This window comes from Pseudomonas sp. EggHat1 (genome assembly GCF_014892995.1).
GTDB lineage: Bacteria > Pseudomonadota > Gammaproteobacteria > Pseudomonadales > Pseudomonadaceae > Aquipseudomonas > Aquipseudomonas chaetocerotis.
In genome coordinates, this window is sequence record NZ_JACKQK010000012.1 from 127,358 (window position 1) to 144,786 (window position 17,429).

Annotated in this window: 16 protein-coding genes; 11 read left to right on the forward strand and 5 right to left on the reverse strand. The window is 61.9% G+C overall.

Annotated features, from left to right (window positions below; all coding sequences use genetic code 11):
- Positions 1–41 precede the first annotated feature (41 nt).
- A complete protein-coding gene (gene guaA, locus INS93_RS18725; RefSeq protein WP_192984790.1) occupies positions 42–1,619 on the forward strand; it encodes a glutamine-hydrolyzing GMP synthase in 1,578 nt (525 codons plus the stop codon).
- Between the two features lie 647 nt (positions 1,620–2,266).
- The gene (locus tag INS93_RS18730) at positions 2,267–4,390 is read left to right on the forward strand and encodes a TonB-dependent siderophore receptor (protein ID WP_192984792.1); all 2,124 of its coding nucleotides are present in this window, start codon (positions 2,267–2,269) and stop codon (positions 4,388–4,390) included.
- A 104-nt stretch (positions 4,391–4,494) separates the two neighbouring features.
- Here INS93_RS18730 and INS93_RS18735 read toward each other — a convergent pair whose 3' ends face one another.
- Both INS93_RS18735 and INS93_RS18740 read right to left on the reverse strand, forming a co-directional pair.
- Positions 4,495–5,004: a hypothetical protein gene (locus INS93_RS18735; RefSeq protein ID WP_319017562.1), complete on the reverse strand. Its 510-nt coding sequence runs from the start codon at positions 5,002–5,004 to the stop codon at positions 4,495–4,497.
- A gap of 8 nt (positions 5,005–5,012) precedes the next feature.
- Positions 5,013–5,483: a hypothetical protein gene (locus INS93_RS18740; RefSeq protein WP_192984797.1), complete on the reverse strand. Its 471-nt coding sequence runs from the start codon at positions 5,481–5,483 to the stop codon at positions 5,013–5,015.
- Between the two features lie 180 nt (positions 5,484–5,663).
- Between INS93_RS18740 and INS93_RS18745 the strand changes: the two genes are divergently transcribed.
- From INS93_RS18745 to INS93_RS18755, 3 genes are read left to right on the forward strand one after another with little or no spacing between them, the layout of a single operon-like run.
- The gene (locus INS93_RS18745) at positions 5,664–7,037 is read left to right on the forward strand and encodes a multicopper oxidase family protein (protein WP_192984799.1); all 1,374 of its coding nucleotides are present in this window, start codon (positions 5,664–5,666) and stop codon (positions 7,035–7,037) included.
- 56 nt (positions 7,038–7,093) lie between these two features.
- Complete coding sequence (gene tadA, locus INS93_RS18750; RefSeq protein ID WP_192984801.1) at positions 7,094–7,570, forward strand: tRNA adenosine(34) deaminase TadA; 477 nt, start codon at positions 7,094–7,096, stop codon at positions 7,568–7,570.
- A gap of 21 nt (positions 7,571–7,591) precedes the next feature.
- On the forward strand, positions 7,592–8,059 hold the full coding sequence (locus INS93_RS18755) for a hypothetical protein (protein ID WP_192984803.1): 468 nt from the start codon (positions 7,592–7,594) through the stop codon (positions 8,057–8,059).
- Between the two features lie 270 nt (positions 8,060–8,329).
- Here the strand turns inward: INS93_RS18755 and mltF are convergent, their stop codons facing one another.
- Positions 8,330–9,796: a membrane-bound lytic murein transglycosylase MltF gene (gene mltF / locus INS93_RS18760; protein ID WP_192984805.1), complete on the reverse strand. Its 1,467-nt coding sequence runs from the start codon at positions 9,794–9,796 to the stop codon at positions 8,330–8,332.
- A 167-nt stretch (positions 9,797–9,963) separates the two neighbouring features.
- Between mltF and purL the strand changes: the two genes are divergently transcribed.
- The 3 genes from purL to INS93_RS18775 all read left to right on the forward strand — a co-directional run bounded on the left by purL (position 9,964) and on the right by INS93_RS18775 (position 14,812).
- Positions 9,964–13,860, forward strand: coding sequence for a phosphoribosylformylglycinamidine synthase (purL, locus tag INS93_RS18765; protein WP_192984807.1), 3,897 nt, complete (start codon positions 9,964–9,966; stop codon positions 13,858–13,860).
- Between the two features lie 301 nt (positions 13,861–14,161).
- The gene (locus tag INS93_RS18770) at positions 14,162–14,338 is read left to right on the forward strand and encodes a CDGSH iron-sulfur domain-containing protein (protein ID WP_226945625.1); all 177 of its coding nucleotides are present in this window, start codon (positions 14,162–14,164) and stop codon (positions 14,336–14,338) included.
- Between the two features lie 156 nt (positions 14,339–14,494).
- Positions 14,495–14,812, forward strand: coding sequence for a YqfO family protein (locus INS93_RS18775; protein ID WP_160016598.1), 318 nt, complete (start codon positions 14,495–14,497; stop codon positions 14,810–14,812).
- A 46-nt stretch (positions 14,813–14,858) separates the two neighbouring features.
- Here INS93_RS18775 and INS93_RS18780 read toward each other — a convergent pair whose 3' ends face one another.
- Together INS93_RS18780 and INS93_RS18785 are read right to left on the reverse strand one after the other, a co-directional pair.
- The gene (locus INS93_RS18780) at positions 14,859–15,362 is read right to left on the reverse strand and encodes a L,D-transpeptidase family protein (protein WP_046492739.1); all 504 of its coding nucleotides are present in this window, start codon (positions 15,360–15,362) and stop codon (positions 14,859–14,861) included.
- An 18-nt stretch (positions 15,363–15,380) separates the two neighbouring features.
- Positions 15,381–15,935 (reverse strand): NUDIX hydrolase, encoded by a 555-nt coding sequence (locus tag INS93_RS18785; protein ID WP_192984811.1) that lies wholly within the window; start codon positions 15,933–15,935, stop codon positions 15,381–15,383.
- A gap of 149 nt (positions 15,936–16,084) precedes the next feature.
- Between INS93_RS18785 and INS93_RS18790 the strand changes: the two genes are divergently transcribed.
- From INS93_RS18790 to INS93_RS18800, 3 genes are read left to right on the forward strand one after another with little or no spacing between them, the layout of a single operon-like run.
- A complete protein-coding gene (locus INS93_RS18790; protein WP_075751179.1) occupies positions 16,085–16,690 on the forward strand; it encodes a CoA pyrophosphatase in 606 nt (201 codons plus the stop codon).
- A 20-nt stretch (positions 16,691–16,710) separates the two neighbouring features.
- The gene (locus tag INS93_RS18795) at positions 16,711–17,238 is read left to right on the forward strand and encodes a gamma carbonic anhydrase family protein (protein ID WP_192984813.1); all 528 of its coding nucleotides are present in this window, start codon (positions 16,711–16,713) and stop codon (positions 17,236–17,238) included.
- Entirely contained in the window at positions 17,231–17,428 is a 198-nt protein-coding gene (locus INS93_RS18800) for a DUF1289 domain-containing protein (RefSeq protein WP_075749219.1), read from the forward strand. Before INS93_RS18795 ends, INS93_RS18800 begins: the two co-directional genes overlap by 8 nt.
- Position 17,429 lies beyond the last annotated feature (1 nt).

Sequence of the window (17,429 nt, forward strand, 5' to 3'; positions counted from 1 at the left end):
ATCAGCCCCGTGTCATTTGTGAATACCTACGAGAGACGGCCATGGCCCACGACATTCACGCCCACCGCATCCTCATTCTGGACTTCGGTTCCCAGTACACCCAACTGATCGCCCGCCGCGTGCGCGAGATCGGTGTCTATTGCGAACTGCACCCCTGGGACATGAGCGACGAAGATATCCGCGCCTTCGCTCCGCGCGGCATCATCCTCGCCGGTGGCCCGGAGTCGGTGCACGAAGCAGGTAGTCCGCGTGCTCCGCAAGCCGTGTTCGACCTGAACGTGCCGGTACTGGGCATCTGCTACGGCATGCAGACCATGGCCGAGCAGCTCGGCGGCAAGGTGGAAGGTTCCGACCTGCGTGAGTTCGGCTATGCCCGTGTCGACGTGGTCGGCAAGAGCCAGCTGCTGGCCGGCATCGAAGACCATGTCGACGCCGACGGCGTGCTCGGTCTCGACGTGTGGATGAGTCACGGCGACAAGGTCACGCGTCTGCCGGAAGGCTTCCACATCCTTGCCAGCACCCCGAGCTGCCCTATTGCCGCCATGTGCGACGACACTCGCCACTACTACGGCGTGCAGTTCCACCCGGAAGTGACTCACACCAAGCAGGGCGGTCGCATCCTTTCGCGCTTCGTGCTGGAAGTCAGCGGCTGTGAAGCCCTGTGGACCCCGGCCAACATCGTCGAAGACGCCATCGCTGCCGTGCGCGCCCAGGTCGGCGACGCCAACGTGCTGCTCGGCCTGTCCGGCGGTGTCGACTCCTCCGTGGTCGCAGCCCTGCTGCACAAGGCCATTGGCGATCAACTGACCTGCGTGTTCGTCGACAATGGTCTGCTGCGTCTGCACGAAGGCGATCAGGTCATGGCCATGTTCGCCGAGAACATGGGCGTCAAGGTGATCCGTGCCGATGCCGAAGAGCAGTTCCTCGGCAATCTGGCCGGCGAGTCCGACCCGGAGAAGAAGCGCAAGATCATCGGTCGCACCTTCATCGACGTGTTCGATGCGCAGGCCAGCAAGCTGGACAATATCCAGTTCCTCGCCCAGGGCACCATCTACCCGGACGTGATCGAGTCGGCTGGCGCCAAGAGTGGCAAGGCCCACGTGATCAAGAGCCACCACAACGTTGGCGGCCTGCCGGAGGAAATGAACCTCAAGCTGGTCGAGCCGCTGCGTGAGCTGTTCAAGGACGAAGTGCGCAAGATCGGCCTGGAACTGGGCCTGCCCTACGACATGGTCTACCGCCACCCGTTCCCGGGGCCGGGCCTGGGTGTGCGCATCCTCGGCGAAGTGAAGAAGGAATACGCTGACATCCTGCGCCGCGCCGACCACATCTTCATCGAAGAACTGCGCAAGGCCGACTGGTACCACAAGACCAGCCAGGCATTCGTGGTGTTCCAGCCGGTGAAATCGGTTGGCGTGGTCGGTGATGGTCGTCGCTACGCCTGGGTCGTCGCCCTGCGCGCCGTGGAAACCGTCGACTTCATGACCGCTCGCTGGGCGCATCTGCCTTACGAGCTGCTAGAGACCGTCAGCGGCCGCATCATCAACGAGATCGAAGGCATCTCCCGCGTCACCTACGACGTGTCGAGCAAGCCGCCGGCGACGATCGAGTGGGAGTGAAGCCAGGTCCTTCCGAGCTTCGGTAGCAATCTATAGATGCCGTGACGTGTTGATTCAGAAGAATTGCGTCACGGTATCTGTCGGTGGCTATCGCCGGGCAGCAGAAGGCTCTGGCGGTAAGGGCAGCGGTAGGCATCGGCGGCCTGATCAAGGCTCTCCCGCTGCTATCGGGGCTGACGGTAAATCTCCTCCAGGGAAGCCTGTGCCATGCGGCTTTCCCTGCATCAGCAGGCCTCCTGGCCCTTGACGGTAAAGGCCGTCATGAGCCCGGTCTCAGGCAAAGCTCAAGCCCTGAAAGGCTTCCGGGCGTGCTGGCCAGCATTCGAGCAACCAAATCAGACACCCGAAGAGCGTCAGTGGTGGGTGTTCTCGCGTCAGTGAGTTTCCCCGTGCTCTGCGTGGCTGTGCGCTCTATCTGGCAAGCGGTCCGGCACCGCCCTGCGCTCCGAGCAAGCAATTGAGGTGGTGCGCGCCTGGTGCATAACTGGCTCAATATCAAGAGATATCAGTAAATCTATATGTAAGTCATTATCGTTTTGATGTGTGTTTTCTGCTATGTTGCCGCCGCCAACCAGGCGGTATCGCCACGATAGAAAGATGACAAGGCAGGCCGCTGACACGCCTCTTAACCGATAAGGACCATGAGCATGACCGATAGTAAGAACGGGGTTCTCGATACACGAGCGCCCTGGCGGCGCGTTACCAGCGTTGCTCTGTTTTGCACGCCGCTGGTGGCTGCGCCTCTATACGTTCAGGCGCAAGAGGCAAGCGCAGCCGCAGAGAATGAACCCTTTCGTCTCGCGCCGATTATCGTCAACGCCAAGGCCTCGGCAGGTGATGATGCCAGCTCGGTCGTCGCTCAGGAGCTCTGGGTCGGCGGCAAGGTCGCTACCAGTATCCTCAATACCCCGGCTTCGGTTTCCGTGGTGACCCAGAAGGAAATCGAGCAGCGCAGCGTCAACACCACAGAAGAACTCCTGCAATACACGCCAGGCGTCATCACCGACTACTACGGCAGCGATGACCGCAACGACTACTTCAAGATTCGTGGCTTCCAGGCGACCACCTACCGCGACGGTTTGACACTGAGCTCCATGCGCGGTGTTCGCGAAGACCCGTTCGCCTTCGAGCGCGTTGAAATTCTGCGGGGCGCCAACTCCACGCTGTTTGGCGCGGCCGACCCTGGTGGCTCGGTGAACTTCGTGACCAAGAAACCGCGCTTCGAGAAATTCGGTCAGATCTATGGCACCTACGGTTCCTTCAACCACAAGGAAACCGGCATCGACGTCGGTGATGTGCTGAATGCGGATAAGACCCTGGCTTATCGTTTCACCGGCAAGTTCCAGGACAGTGATCGTGAATATGATCACTCTCAGGACGACAATCAGCTCCTGATGGGCGGGCTGACCTGGGCGCCCACGGCCTATACCTCGGCAACGCTTGTCGTGGATCACCTCAAGACCAAGAGCACCCCCAACAGTGGCGGTTACCCGACAGACAGGGAATATGACCGCGATGAGTTCTTCGGTGAGCCGGGCTACAACTTCCACGATGTGGAACGCACCAATATCAGTGGTGGTTTCAGTCACGATTTCGACAACGGTTTCATCCTGCGTAGCAACCTGCGGTACAGCGAGCTGACGGATGATTTTGCTTACCTGTACCTGAGCGGGACAGGAGCAGGAACGCTGCGAGATCGTGATGCTTTTGGTACCGATACCGATGCCGAGCAGGTCAACGGTAATCTGATGCTGCAGTACGATGCCCGTCTCGGAAATATCGATAGCAGCACCATGGTGGGAGTCGAGTACGGCGATTCCACGACCGACGCCAGCTCTATCTACACCAGAGCGACACCCATTGATATTGCCAACCCGGTCTACAGCGGTGCTCCAGGCGGACTGTCGCCCTACCTTGTTCAGCGCCGGGATTACACCACCAAGTCGGTATTCCTGCAGCAGAACCTGTCGTTCTACGACCGCGTTATCGTGACTGCGGGCGTGCGCAACGATTCGATGGATCTGACTGAAACCGACAAGCTCACCTCAACCAAAACCTCGGATAGTTTTTCTGAAACGTCTTACCGTGGCGCATTGACCTACATCGTCAGTGACGAGGTTTCGACCTATGTCAGCATGGTGGAATCCGTGTCTCCGCCGGAAATCGGCGTTACTCCGAAGCGGGGCAAGCAGTATGAAGTAGGCGCGAAGTATTCACCGGCAGGCATGAATGCGCTCTTCTCTGCCGCCATCTATGACCTGACTCAGGAAAATGTCTCCATTGCCGTTGTCGTGCCTGGCGCTGGCATTCAGCGGCAGACGGTGGGTGAGACGAGGGTGCGAGGTCTGGATCTGGAGGCCAAGGCCGAGCTGACCGAGCACCTGAGCCTGGTCGGCGGTTACTCCTACATGGCGTCGGATGTACTTCGCGGCTCGCTGCGAGATGGCACGTCTCTCAAGGGCAATGAATTTGAAGTCACGCCACGGCATAGCGCTTCGCTCTGGGGCTACTACAGTGTGCCGGGTACGAAGATGAGCGTAGGTCTGGGTGCTCGTTACATTGGCGAATACTATTTTGCTGCCGCCAACACCAATAAGAGTGATGCCGCAACAGTGTTCGACGCCGCCTTCACCTACAACATCGTCAAGGGTACGGATCTGGCTCTGAACGTCAGCAATCTGCTGGATGAGCAGCACGTGGTCGGCTCCGGTACTGCTGACTACTACAACCCGGGCCGTGAGGTTACAGCCAAGCTGAGCTACAGCTGGTAAGTCGGCCCAGGCGCCCGGACGGGGCCAGTAGCCATTGGTTGGCATTGGCTTCAGGGCTCAATGAAGAAACCGGCTTCGGCCGGTTTTTTCATGGCTGCATGCTTTCAGTGTGGCAGCAGAGACAGCGTGACGGTGAGTGCGAACAGGCTCAGGCTCAGAACACTGATCAGCAGCAGGCGTCTGTCATTACGAATCTGGCTGGTGAGTATCGCCTTGCGCAGGCGCCAGTCGCAGGCAATCGTGACCCAGCGTTTTTCCAGCAGCTGGCGCCAATCTTCATCGCTTAGCCAGCAGGCGATGTGGTGTGCCGGTAAATCCAGCGCAGGGAACAACTCCTCGCACGTCAAGGGGCCCAGGGATACCTGAAAGCGCTGACCGTGCCGCTCGCAATCGAGTTCAAGGCGGATTTGCGGGCGGGTATCCTGGACGTGAATGTCTTCAGGATCAGGTGTGAATACTTCATAGGACGTGATTTGCGCCGTGCCCGGACGCAACAAGGCTCTGCGGATTTTTCCCCAGAGTAGTCGCATAAGTTTGTAAGAAGCCCAGGCGGAAAAGGCGAAAAGCAGCAGGCTGATCAGCCATAGTAGGCCGCCGAGCACGATGAATAGCACTATCACGCTCAGAACCCTGTAAGCAGTGTCGGCGCGGCTTCCCAGATGAGGTAGCCCATGATCATCAGCATGATTGCGGCGAAGGGCGATGCGGCGCTTGGGGCTTCGGGGGAGGCATCGGCCGGGTTCGCTTTGGGAACGTATAGCAGAAAGGTTCCTTCCTGCTGGTTGAGCTCGACATGCTCTTGGTTGAGCACGAGATGCTCCACTTCGTAGGCGTGTTGTTCGTACTCGTAACGCAGGCGATAGACGGGCTTGAGGCTGACCATTGTGTTTTTGCCAACGCTGATGCGTGCTTTGACAAGCTTTTGATCGATGATCGTCGCTTTTACGATGTCGTGTGGGCGGCTCAGCCGGTAGCAGTCAGTCCAGATCATTTCCCCAAACGCAGCCATGAGCCCGATCCACATGAGCAGGAGCATGGGGGTTATCGCCACCATCATGATTGCCAAGGGGGCGTCGAAGAAGAAACTGTCCATGTTCTGGTGAGCGTTCCTGTGAAGTGCCCTGCGATTCTATACCGATCGGCGGTTTCCTATCTGGGCGGTATCTCGCACCTGGTGCCGCGGCAATTTGTCTTGCCGGGGCGCTCGTCTGGTCATCCATGAAAATGAGAAGATACCGCAATTGAGTATGCCCGCAGATTGCCGAGGATGAAGATGTCGTTTACCCGTAGACAAGTGCTCGCCGGGCTTGCTGGCCTGGGTGTTGCCGGCTTCGGCGCTGGCGGTGTGCGTTACTGGTTGGGGCGTCCGGAGAACGTGGCGAGCCATGACTACGAGCTGATCGCCGCGCCGCTCGATCTTGAGCTGGTGCCGGGGCATGTGACGCCGGCCTGGGCCTACGGCGGTCAGGCTCCCGGGTTCGAGTTGCGCTGCCGTCAGGGCGAGCGCTTGCGGGTGCGCTTCATCAACAAGCTGGAGCAGCAGAGCACCATCCACTGGCATGGCATCCGCTTGCCGCTGGAGATGGACGGCGTGCCCTACGTTTCCCAGGCGCCGGTACTGCCGGGCGAGTACTTCGATTACGACTTCATCTGCCACGACGCTGGCAGCTTCTGGTACCACCCGCATACCACCAGCGCCGAGCAGTTGGGGCGTGGCCTGGTCGGGCCGCTGATCGTCGAGGAGCGCGAGCCAACCGGCTTCCGCCATGAGCGTACGCTGAGCCTGAAGACCTGGCACATCGACGAGCAGGGCGCCTTCACCGAATTTCTGGTGCCGCGTCAGGCGGCGCGTGAAGGTACGCGTGGACGATTGACCACCATCAACGGTGAGTCCAACCCGACCCTCGAATTGCCAGAAGGGCAGGTGGTGCGCCTGCGTCTGATCAATGTCGACAGCACCATCACCTATCGCCTCAATCTGCCGGGTGGCGAGGCACGCATCTATGCGCTGGATGGCAACCCGGTTCAGCCGCGCCCTTTGGGCAAGGAGTACTGGCTGGGGCCAGGTATGCGTATCGACCTGGCGCTCAAGGTTCCCGCTGCTGGAGAGGAGTTGTCCCTGCGTAACGGACCGCTGCGCCTGGCGACCTTGAAGGGCATCGCCAGTAGCGAAGTGGCCGGGGATTGGCCGCCGGCGTTGCCGGCCAACCCGATCGCCGAGCCTGATCTGTCACGCGCCGAGACGTTGCGCTTCAACTTCGAGTGGGCCGCCGCGCTGGCCTCGCCGGCCGACGAGGCCGCCGGTCGCTACAAGTACTGGCAGATCAACGGCCAGGCCTGGGACATCAACGACAAGACCTGCGCCGATCGCCCGATTGCCACGCTGAAGAAGGATGGTCACTACATCTTCGTGCTGCGCAATATGGCGCAGTATCAGCACCCGATTCACCTGCACGGCATGACCTTCAAGGTGCTGGGTTCGGATCGACGCAAGATCGTTCCGTATTTCACCGACACCTACCTGCTGGGCAAGAACGAGACGGCGCGCATCGCCTTCGTTGCCGATAATCCTGGGGTGTGGATGTTCCATTGCCACGTCATCGACCATATGGAAACGGGGCTGATGGCGGCCATCGAAGTGGTGTAGGGTAGGCGCCGTTTTCCGGTCCGCCTAGCAGAGCGGTCACCCTTCGGATTGATGCAATGAAACGACCGCAGATCATCGACCGCTCGCGTGACGAGCATTTCATGCGCCTGGCGCTGGCGCAGGCGCGTTTGGGCGCGGAGCAGGGCGAGGTGCCGGTCGGCGCCGTGCTGGTGCAGGATGGCGAGGTGGTGGGGCAGGGCTTCAACTGCCCGATTCTGCGTCACGACCCCAGTGCCCATGCCGAGATGGTGGCGATCCGCGCGGCAGCGCAAAGCGTGCAGAACTATCGGCTGCCAGGCAGCACCCTGTACGTCACGCTGGAGCCCTGCAGCATGTGCGCCGGCCTGATCGTGCATGCTCGCATCGCTCGGGTGGTTTACGCCGCCAGCGAGCCGCGCGCGGGGGTGGCGATCAGCCAGGGGCAGTTCTTCGATCAGGGTTTTCTCAATCACCGCGTACGCGTGGAGGGTGGGTTGCTGGCCGAGGAGAGCGGGGCGCTGCTGAAAGAGTTCTTCAAGGCTCGACGAGGCTGAGCGTTCATACAGGGAATGAGCATGAACAAACGGATATTGAGTGTGTTGGCGCTCCTGGCTGCGCCGGCGTTCGCTGAGCAATCCGAGGTGTATCTGGTCGCCAGTGTGCAGCTGGGCGGCTCCAATCTGGCGCAGAGCATTTTCCTGCACGAGCCGCGGATCGCCACGCTTGAAGAGTGCCAGGAGGCCGTGCGTGTCGGCCAGCGTGATCGCGACTGGCAGCGTTATCACCACATCTTCATGCGTGATCGCTTTCAGGGCTTTACCGGTCATCTCGACTATCGCTGCGTGTTCAGTACTCAGCGTTTCAGCGCCTGGAACGACCGCGCGCGTTACGCCCATCCCTATCTGATCAGCATCGACGAGCAGGCCAATCTGCAGGTCGAGCGGATGGCGAGTCAGGCGCAGTGTGCGACTCGCCTCAAAAGCTTGCCACAGGTGCGGCAGGCGATCAGTCGCTGTGCAGTGGGGAGTCAGGGCTTGCTCTGACCGCTAGGGTCTGTTGCCGTTTCGCGCACGGCCGCGACGGAGCCAGTTTTTGCGTGGGGCTAGGCGCGAGACGCGAAGTTTGGTCGCCCAAATGAGCCGTCGAGTAACGACGTTCCACGCAAAAACTGGCCCGTCCCTTCGGGTTGCGCGGCAAATTGCGCCATGCGTCGTTGCGGGATTTGACAAGGGAACGACCATTGCCTGCATCCCACGCCTAGCCTGGCGCAATTTGGCGCAGCAACGCGGCTCGCGTCGAAACGGCAACAGACCCTAGAGCGGCGGGGTCTCTTCTTCGGGCTTACGCTTGTCGATACCGGGCAGGTGGGTACCGCTCTCGGCCACTTGCGTGCCTTCCAGCTGCGGCTGGGTTACCCAGGTAAGAATGTCGTAGTAACGACGGATGTTGCGCACGAAGTGCACCGGCTCGCCGCCGCGGGCATAGCCGTAGCGGGTTTTGCTGTACCACTGCTTTTGCGCCAGGCGCGGCAGGATCTTCTGCACGTCGGCCCACTTGTTCGGGTCCAGTCCTTCGGCTTCGGTCAACTTGCGCGCATCTTCCAGGTGGCCGCCACCGACGTTGTAGGCGGCCAGGGCGAACCAGGTGCGATCCGGCTCGACGATACCTTCCGGCAGTTGCTGGTGAACCTGGATGAAGTAGCGGGCACCGCCGTCGATGCTCTGTTTGGGGTCGAGACGGTTGGAGACGCCGACCGATTGGGCTGTGCGCTGGGTGAGCATCATCAGACCGCGCACGCCAGTCTTGGAGGTGGCGTTGGGTTGCCACAGCGACTCCTGATAGCCCATGGCGGCGAGCAGGCGCCAGTCAACCTGGTTGGCGTGGCCGGCCTGGCGAAACATCTTTTCGTAGCGCGGCAGGCGTTTTTGCAGGTGCTGGGCAAAGGTGTAGGCGCCCACGTAGCCGAGTACGTCGACGTGGCCGTAGTAGCGCTCCTTCAGGCGTTGCAGGGTGCCGTTGGCCTCGGAGCGCTTGAGGAAGGCGTCGATCTCCTGCAGCAGGCTGTCATCCTCGCCAGCGGCTACCGCCCAACGCATGGTGTTGGTGTCGCCGAGGTCGAAGGCCACGCGTACGTAGGGGAAGTACACCTGGTTCATCGCCAGCTCGTTGGAGTCGACCAGGGTCAGGTCGATCTGTCCTTCGTCGACCATGCGCAGCAGGTCGACCACTTCTACCGCGTCAGATACCTCGAATTCCAGCTCCGGTTGTTCCAGCTTGAGGGCGGCCAGCTGTTCGGCGTGGCTGCTGCCGGCCAGCACCAGGATGCGCTTGCCGACCAGGTCCGCAGGTTTGGTGGGGCGGCTCTCGCCCTGGCGATATATGACCTGTGGCGTGACTTCCAGGTAGGGAATCGAGAAGCGTGCCTGGCGCTGGCGCTGTGGCGTGTCCACCAGGCCGGCGGCAGCCATTACCGGGCCGTTGGCGAGGTCGAGGCTGGAAAACAGATTGTCGAGGTTGTCCGCAGTTTCGATCTTCAGTTCGAGGCCGAGATCGGTGGCGAAACGCTTGGCCAGTTCATATTCGAAGCCGGTGGCGCCATTGCGATCCTGGAAGTAGGTGGCGGGGCTGTTGCGAGTGACCACGCGCAGCTCTCCCTCCGCCTTTGCCTGCTCGAGTACGCTGGGCTTGGGTTCTTCGCCACAGCCAGCAAGCATCAGGAGGGTTCCAATCGCCAACAGCCCTTTGGCGCAACGCATGCGTATCGCAGGTCGTGCAAACATCGGCGCAGTATACGCAAAGCGCAGGCGGCGCCATATCTCGACAGCGCTTCGCTTCTCTGCTAGTGAGCGTTCGTCCTTTAAGCGCCAGGCTACAGGTGCCGCAGGCCAACGCTTTAGGGTAGAATGCCCGGCCTCCAGCACACCCCTTCCCAGAGGCTGTTCCGACGATGTTGATTCTGCGCGGCGCTCCCGCCCTTTCCGCTTTCCGCCATGGCAAATTGCTCGAGCAACTGACCAGCAAGGTGCCGGCCGTGACCGGGCTGTACGCCGAGTTCGCGCATTTCGCCGACGTGACAGGCGTGCTCAACGCCGATGAGGAACAAGTGCTGGCGCGGCTGCTCAAGTACGGCCCGAGCGTGCCGGTGCAGGAGCCCAGCGGCAAACTGTTTCTGACCATTCCGCGTTTCGGCACCATCTCGCCCTGGTCGAGCAAGGCAAGCGACATCGCCCGTAACTGTGGCCTGGCCAAGATCCAGCGTCTTGAGCGCGGTATCGCCTATTACATCAGCGGCGAGCTGAGCGAGGCCGACAGTGCTGCCGTCGCCGCAGTGCTGCATGACCGCATGACCCAGCTCGTTCTGAATGCGCTGGAAGACGCCGCCGCGCTGTTCAGCCACGCCCAGCCCAAGCCGCTGACCGCCGTGGACGTACTCGGTGGGGGGCGCGCCGCGCTGGAGCAGGCCAACCAGGACCTGGGCCTGGCCCTGGCCGAGGACGAAATCGACTACCTGGTGAAGAGCTTCAATGACCTGGGGCGCAATCCGCACGACATCGAGCTGATGATGTTCGCCCAGGCCAACTCCGAGCACTGCCGCCACAAGATCTTCAATGCCAGCTGGGACATCGACGGCGAGAGCCAGGACAAGTCGCTGTTCGGCATGATCAAGAACACCTACCAGATGCACAACGAAGGCGTGCTGTCCGCCTACAAGGACAATGCCTCGGTCATCAAAGGCCACACCGCCGGGCGCTTCTTCCCCAACCCTGAGACCCGCCAGTACGGCGCGGTGCAGGAGCCGGTGCACATCCTGATGAAGGTGGAGACGCACAACCACCCGACCGCCATCGCGCCGTTCCCGGGCGCCTCCACCGGCTCCGGTGGCGAGATCCGCGACGAAGGCGCGACCGGCCGTGGCGCCAAGCCCAAGGCCGGTCTGACCGGTTTCTCGGTCTCCAACCTGAACATCCCCGATTTCCTCCAGCCCTGGGAAAAGCCCTACGGCAAGCCCGAGCGCATCGTCAGCGCGCTGGACATCATGATCGAAGGCCCGCTGGGCGGCGCCGCGTTCAACAACGAATTCGGTCGTCCGGCACTCAACGGCTACTTCCGTACCTTCGAGCAGGCTGTCAGCAGCCCTCGTGGCGAAGAAGTGCGCGGCTACCACAAGCCGATCATGCTCGCAGGCGGCCTCGGTAACATCCGCGAGAACCACGTACAGAAGGGTGAGATTTCGGTCGGCGCCAAGCTGATCGTGCTCGGCGGCCCGGCCATGCTCATCGGCCTCGGCGGCGGTGCGGCCTCGTCGATGGCCACCGGTGCCAGCTCGGCCGATCTGGATTTCGCCTCGGTGCAGCGCGAAAACCCGGAAATGGAACGCCGCTGCCAGGAGGTCATCGACCGCTGCTGGCAGCTGGGCGAGGCCAACCCGATCAAGTTCATCCACGACGTCGGCGCCGGCGGTATCTCCAATGCCCTGCCTGAGTTGATCAACGACGGCGGTCGCGGCGGTCGCTTCGAACTGCGCAACGTGCCCAATGACGAGCCAGGCATGGCTCCGCACGAAATCTGGTGCAACGAGTCGCAGGAGCGTTACGTGATGAGCGTGGACGCTGCCGACTTCGAGCGTTTCAAGGCCATCTGCGAGCGTGAGCGCTGCCCCTTCGCTGTAGTCGGCGAGGCCACCGCAGAGCCGCACCTGACCGTGACCGACAGCCACTTCAGCAACACCCCGGTGGACATGCCGCTGGAAGTGCTGCTGGGCAAGCCGCCGCGCATGCACCGCAGCGTCAGCCGTGAAGCCGAGCAGGGCGATGACTTCAGCGCCGCCAGCGTCGATATCGAAGAAGCGCTGGGTCGTGTGTTGCATCATCCGGCCGTGGCCAGCAAGAGCTTTTTGATCACCATCGGCGACCGCACCATCACCGGTCTGGTGGCGCGCGATCAGATGGTCGGCCCGTGGCAGGTGCCTGTGGCCGATTGTGCCGTTACCGCCACCAGCTTCGACGTCTACACCGGTGAAGCCATGGCCATGGGTGAGCGCACGCCGCTGGCGCTGCTCGACGCGCCGGCTTCCGGCCGCATGGCGGTGGGTGAGACCGTTACCAACCTGGCGGCTGCGCGCATCGAGAAAATGTCCGACATCAAGCTGTCGGCCAACTGGATGGCGGCTGCCGGCCACCCCGGCGAAGACGCCCGCCTGTACGACACCGTCAAGGCTGTCGGCATGGAGCTGTGCCCGGCGCTGGGCATCACCATTCCGGTGGGCAAGGACTCCATGTCCATGAAGACCCGTTGGCAGGACGAGGGCGTCGACAAGAGCGTGACGTCGCCGTTGTCGCTGGTGATCACCGGTTTCGCTCCGGTGCAGGACATCCGCCAGACCCTGACTCCGCAACTGCGCATGGACAAGGGCGAGACCGATCTGATTCTGATCGACCTCGGTCGTGGCCAGAACCGTATGGGCGCCTCGATCCTGGCGCAGGTTTATTCGCAGATCGGCCAGCAGGTGCCGGACCTCGACGACGCCGAAGACCTCAAGGCCTTCTTCGCCGTGATCCAGGGCCTCAATGCCGACGGCCATCTGCTGGCTTACCACGACCGTTCCGACGGTGGCCTGCTGACCACCGTGCTGGAAATGGCCTTCGCCGGTCATTGCGGCCTGTCGCTGAACCTCGACGCGCTGGCTGACGACAGCTCCGAGCTTCCAGCCGTGCTGTTCAACGAAGAGCTGGGTGCGGTGATCCAGGTGCGCCAGGACGCCACTCCGGAAGTGCTGGCGCAGTTCAGCGCCGCCGGTCTGGACGACTGCGTGGCCGTGATCGGTCAGCCCGTGAACAACGGCGAGGTCAGCATCAGCTTCAATGGCGAACCGGTGTTCGCCGGTGAGCGCCGTCTGCTGCAGCGTCAGTGGGCCGAGACCAGCTACCGCATCCAGCGTCTGCGTGATAACGCGCAGGGCGCGGATCAGGAGTTCGATCTGCTGCTGGAGGAAGACAACCCCGGCCTGTCGATCAAGCTTGGCTTCGACGTCAATCAGGACATCGCTGCGCCTTATATCAAGAAGGGCGTGCGTCCGCAGGTCGCTATCCTGCGTGAGCAGGGCGTCAACGGCCAGGTGGAAATGGCTGCCGCGTTCGACCGTGCCGGTTTCTCCGCCATCGACGTGCACATGAGCGACATCCTCGCCGGTCGCGTTAGCCTGGAAGAGTTCAAAGGCCTGGTTGCCTGCGGTGGCTTCTCCTATGGCGACGTGCTCGGTGCCGGTGAGGGCTGGGCCAAGTCGGTGCTGTTCAACGCCCGTGCTCGCGATGCCTTCCAGGGTTTCTTCGAGCGTCGTGACAGCTTCACCCTCGGCGTGTGCAACGGCTGCCAGATGATGAGCAACCTGCACGAGCTGATCCCCGGTACCGAGTTCTGGCCGCACTTCGTGCGCAACCGCTCCGAGCAGTTCGAAGCGCGCGTGGCCATGGTGCAGATCCAGGAGTCGGCGTCGATCTTCCTGCAGGGCATGGCCGGTTCGCGCATGCCGATCGCCATCGCCCACGGTGAAGGTCATGCCGAGTTCGAAAGCGAGGAGGCGCTGCTGGAGGCTGATCTGTCCGGCACCATTGCGCTGCGTTACGTCGATAACCATGGCAAGGTCACCGAAGCCTATCCGGCCAACCCCAATGGCTCGCCGCGCGGTATCACCGGTCTGACCAGCCGCGACGGCCGTGTGACCATCATGATGCCGCACCCGGAGCGGGTATTCCGCGCCGTGCAGAACTCCTGGCGCCCGGACGAGTGGCAGGAAGATGGCGGCTGGATGCGCATGTTCCGCAACGCTCGCGTCTGGGTGGACTAATAGCGGCCGCGTAGCGGCCCTCTGATGACCCTCTCCCATTGGGAGAGGGTGCCCGCAGGGCGGGAGAGGGAAAGCGGTCGCGCACCAGTCTTCTGATGACCCTCTCCCGCAAGCGGGAGAGGGGAGCAGGGCCCGTAGCCCGGATGCAATCCGGGAAAACGCCGTCACACCTCGCCCCGGATTTCATCCGGGCTACATAGGCCCAACCATGGCCGATGATCCCCGCGTTGTGCTTCCCGAAGTTCGCCTGGTCACACCCGGTGAAACTCATCGCCTATGCCGCTGCGGGCACTCGCCCGGCATGCCGAACTGCACGCCCGGTTGCGTCCACTCTCTGATTCTGCGCCCCGAGCGTGAGCAGCGCCTTTTGTTATGCCGCTGTAGCCGATCCGCAAACCCGCCCTACTGCGACGGTAGCCACAGCCCGCCGGCCTCTGGTCTGGCCGACAAATGGCGGCGCTTTTTCAGCGGTCGCTGAGAACGCCACGCCCGTCGCCTGAGTCGAAGGCTGCAGATCGTCTTAATTCTACGTGTGGATTTGTGCGGGCGATCTCAAGACAACTCCATGTCAAAGTGACATCATATTGGCGTCATGGCTTGTCTGTTGTTCGGTTGCCCATTTGCGGAGAACTTGATGTACAAACTGTGTTTCTACGTGCCGGAAGCCCATCTGGAACCGGTGAAAAAGGCGGTGTTCGCAGCTGGAGGCGGGCGCATCGGGCGTTACGACAGTTGCTGCTGGCAGGTGCTGGGTCATGGCCAGTTCCGTGCTCTGGAAGGTAGCCAGCCGTTCATCGGGCAGGTCGGCAGCGTCGAGCAGGTTGCCGAATGGAAAGTGGAAATGGTCGTCGCCGACGAGTTGATCCACGATGCTGTCAAGGCGCTGAAGAAGAGCCATCCTTACGAAACGCCGGCCTTCGACGTCTGGCGTTTGTCCGATCTGCAGTTTTGAGTCGATATGAAAAAGGCGCCGATGGCGCCTTTTTCAATGCAGTGGCTCAGGGCCTGATTTCGATCAGCGTCCCATCCTTGACCAGGCTCCAGACCTCGCGCATGTCGTCGTTCTTCATGGCGATGCAGCCTTCTGTCCAGTCCAGGGTGTGGAAGAACCACTCCGGGTATTCCTCATCCAGCGGCGTGCCGTGGATCATGATCATGCTGCCCGGCGGCACCCCGGCGTCCTTGGCCTTGGCCAGGTCGCGGGCGTTGGGGTAGGAGATGTGCAGCGATAGTTGGTACTTGTCGCTCGGCTTGCGCCAGTCGATCCAGTAGAAGCCTTCCGGTGTGCGCAGATCGCCTTCGCGCTGCTTGGCGCCGCTGGGCTGTTTGCCCAGCGAAATGCGGTAGGACTTGATGGTCTCGCCGCGTTGTTGCAGGTGCAGTTTGCGCTCGGCCTTGAGTACCAGCACCTTGTCCACGGTGCGGCTGCTGGTCGCTGGCGTGGCGCTGGCCAGGGCGTTGAAGCTGAGAGTCAGGCAAAGCAGGGGCAACAACCAACGCATCGGGAACGTCCGCAAGGGTCAACGGGGTGTGTAATGGGCACGCAGTGCTTCAAGTGGCTCATTGCGTACCGGAAAGAGATTTTGCCGACGGTCGGCGAAGAAGCATTCTAAGGTACGGCCTATGGTCGGGAAAGCCAGCTCTGACCAAGGGATTTCGCTTTCTGTAAACAGTCGCACCTCCAGGCTCTCTTCGCCCACGGCGAAATCCAGATCGACCAGCTCGGCGCGAAACATCATGTACACCTGGCTGATGTGCGGCAGGTCGAACAGGGTGTAGAGGCTGAGATCGCGCACGCGGGCGCAGGCTTCTTCGAGGGTTTCGCGGGCGGCGGCCTGCTCGATGGTTTCGCCGTTTTCCATGAAGCCGGCCGGCAATGTCCAGTAGCCGCGGCGCGGCTCGATGGCGCGGCGGCACAGCAGCACCTGGTCGCGCCATACGGGCAGGCAACCAGCGACGATACGCGGGTTTTCGTAATGCACGGTGGCGCAGTGAGCGCAGACATGGCGCATGCGGTTGTCGCCAGCCGGGATCATGCGCGTGACGGAGTTGCCGCACTGACTGCAGAATTTCATGCCCGCTCCTCTTTTTCTGGCGTTATCTTGGCCGGCTGAGAGGTGGCCGGCAAGCCCGCTATTGCGGCCAGCCTGTCCTGTCGTCGGGGTTGGGCGCCCGCCTGCTTTCATGCCATGATGCCCGGCAAAACAAGACTCCGAGTATGCCCATGCTGGACGACTTGCTCCATCGCGTGCGCGGCTACAGTCCGCGTCCTCTGGAGACCGAGCGCAGCTTCCCCGAGGCGGCGGTGCTGGTCCCGATTACCCGCAGTGATGAACCTGAGCTGGTGCTGACTCTGCGCGCCAGCGGTTTGTCGACCCACGGTGGCGAGGTCGCCTTTCCCGGTGGCCGGCGCGACCCGGAAGATCGTGATCTGGTGGACACCGCGCTGCGCGAAGCCGAAGAGGAAATAGGTCTGCCACCCGGCTTGGTGGAAGTAGTCGGGCCGCTCAGCAGCCTGGTCTCACGCCACGGCATTCAGGTCACGCCCTACGTCGGGCTGGTGCCGGATTATGTCGAGTACAAGGCCAACGACGCCGAGATCGCCTCGGTATTCTCGGTACCGCTGGAGTTCTTCCGCAGCGATCCGCGCGAGATGACTCATCGCATCGATTACCTCGGGCGCAGCTGGTACGTGCCGTCCTACACCTATGGCGAATACCGCATCTGGGGGCTCACGGCGATCATGGTGGTGGAACTGGTCAACCTGGTCTTCGATGATGCGCAGATCGCTCTGCACCAGCCGCCCGAACACTTCATACACCTGCGCTGAAGCGCCGAGGACTGACGAGCATGAAATACCGCCTGGGAAGCTTCCGTGTCGACGCCCATCCTGATAGCTGGGTCGCGCCAAGTGCCGACCTGATCGGCAAGGTTCGCCTGGAGGCCGGTGCCAGCGTCTGGTTCGGTGCCGTGCTGCGCGGCGACAACGAACTGATCCATATCGGCGAGAACAGCAACGTGCAGGACGGCAGTGTCATGCACACCGACATGGGTTTTCCGCTGACCCTGGGCAAGGGCGTCACCGTGGGTCACAACGTGATGATGCATGGTTGCACGGTGGACGATTACAGCCTGATCGGCATCAATGCGGTGATCCTCAATGGGGCCAGGATCGGCAAGTACTGCATCATCGGCGCCAACAGCCTGATTCCCGAAGGCAAGGTGATTCCTGATGGCAGCCTGGTCATGGGCAGCCCCGGCAAGGTGGTGCGCGAGCTGACCGAGGCGCAGAAGAAGATGCTGGAGGCCAGCGCCGCTCATTACGTTCATAATGCGCAGCGCTATTCCCGTGAGCTGGTACCTGATGACGATGAGTGATGTAGAAAAGCCGGTGCGCTCGCCCTGCGTGCATGTCTGCGCGCTGGACGAGCAGGATGTCTGCATTGGTTGTCAGCGTACCGTCGCCGAAATCACCCGCTGGGGCCGCATGGACAATGCCGAGCGCCGCGAGGTACTGCAACGCTGCCTGGAGCGCGCCCGTGCTTCCGGTCTCTTAATGACCTCCTGAT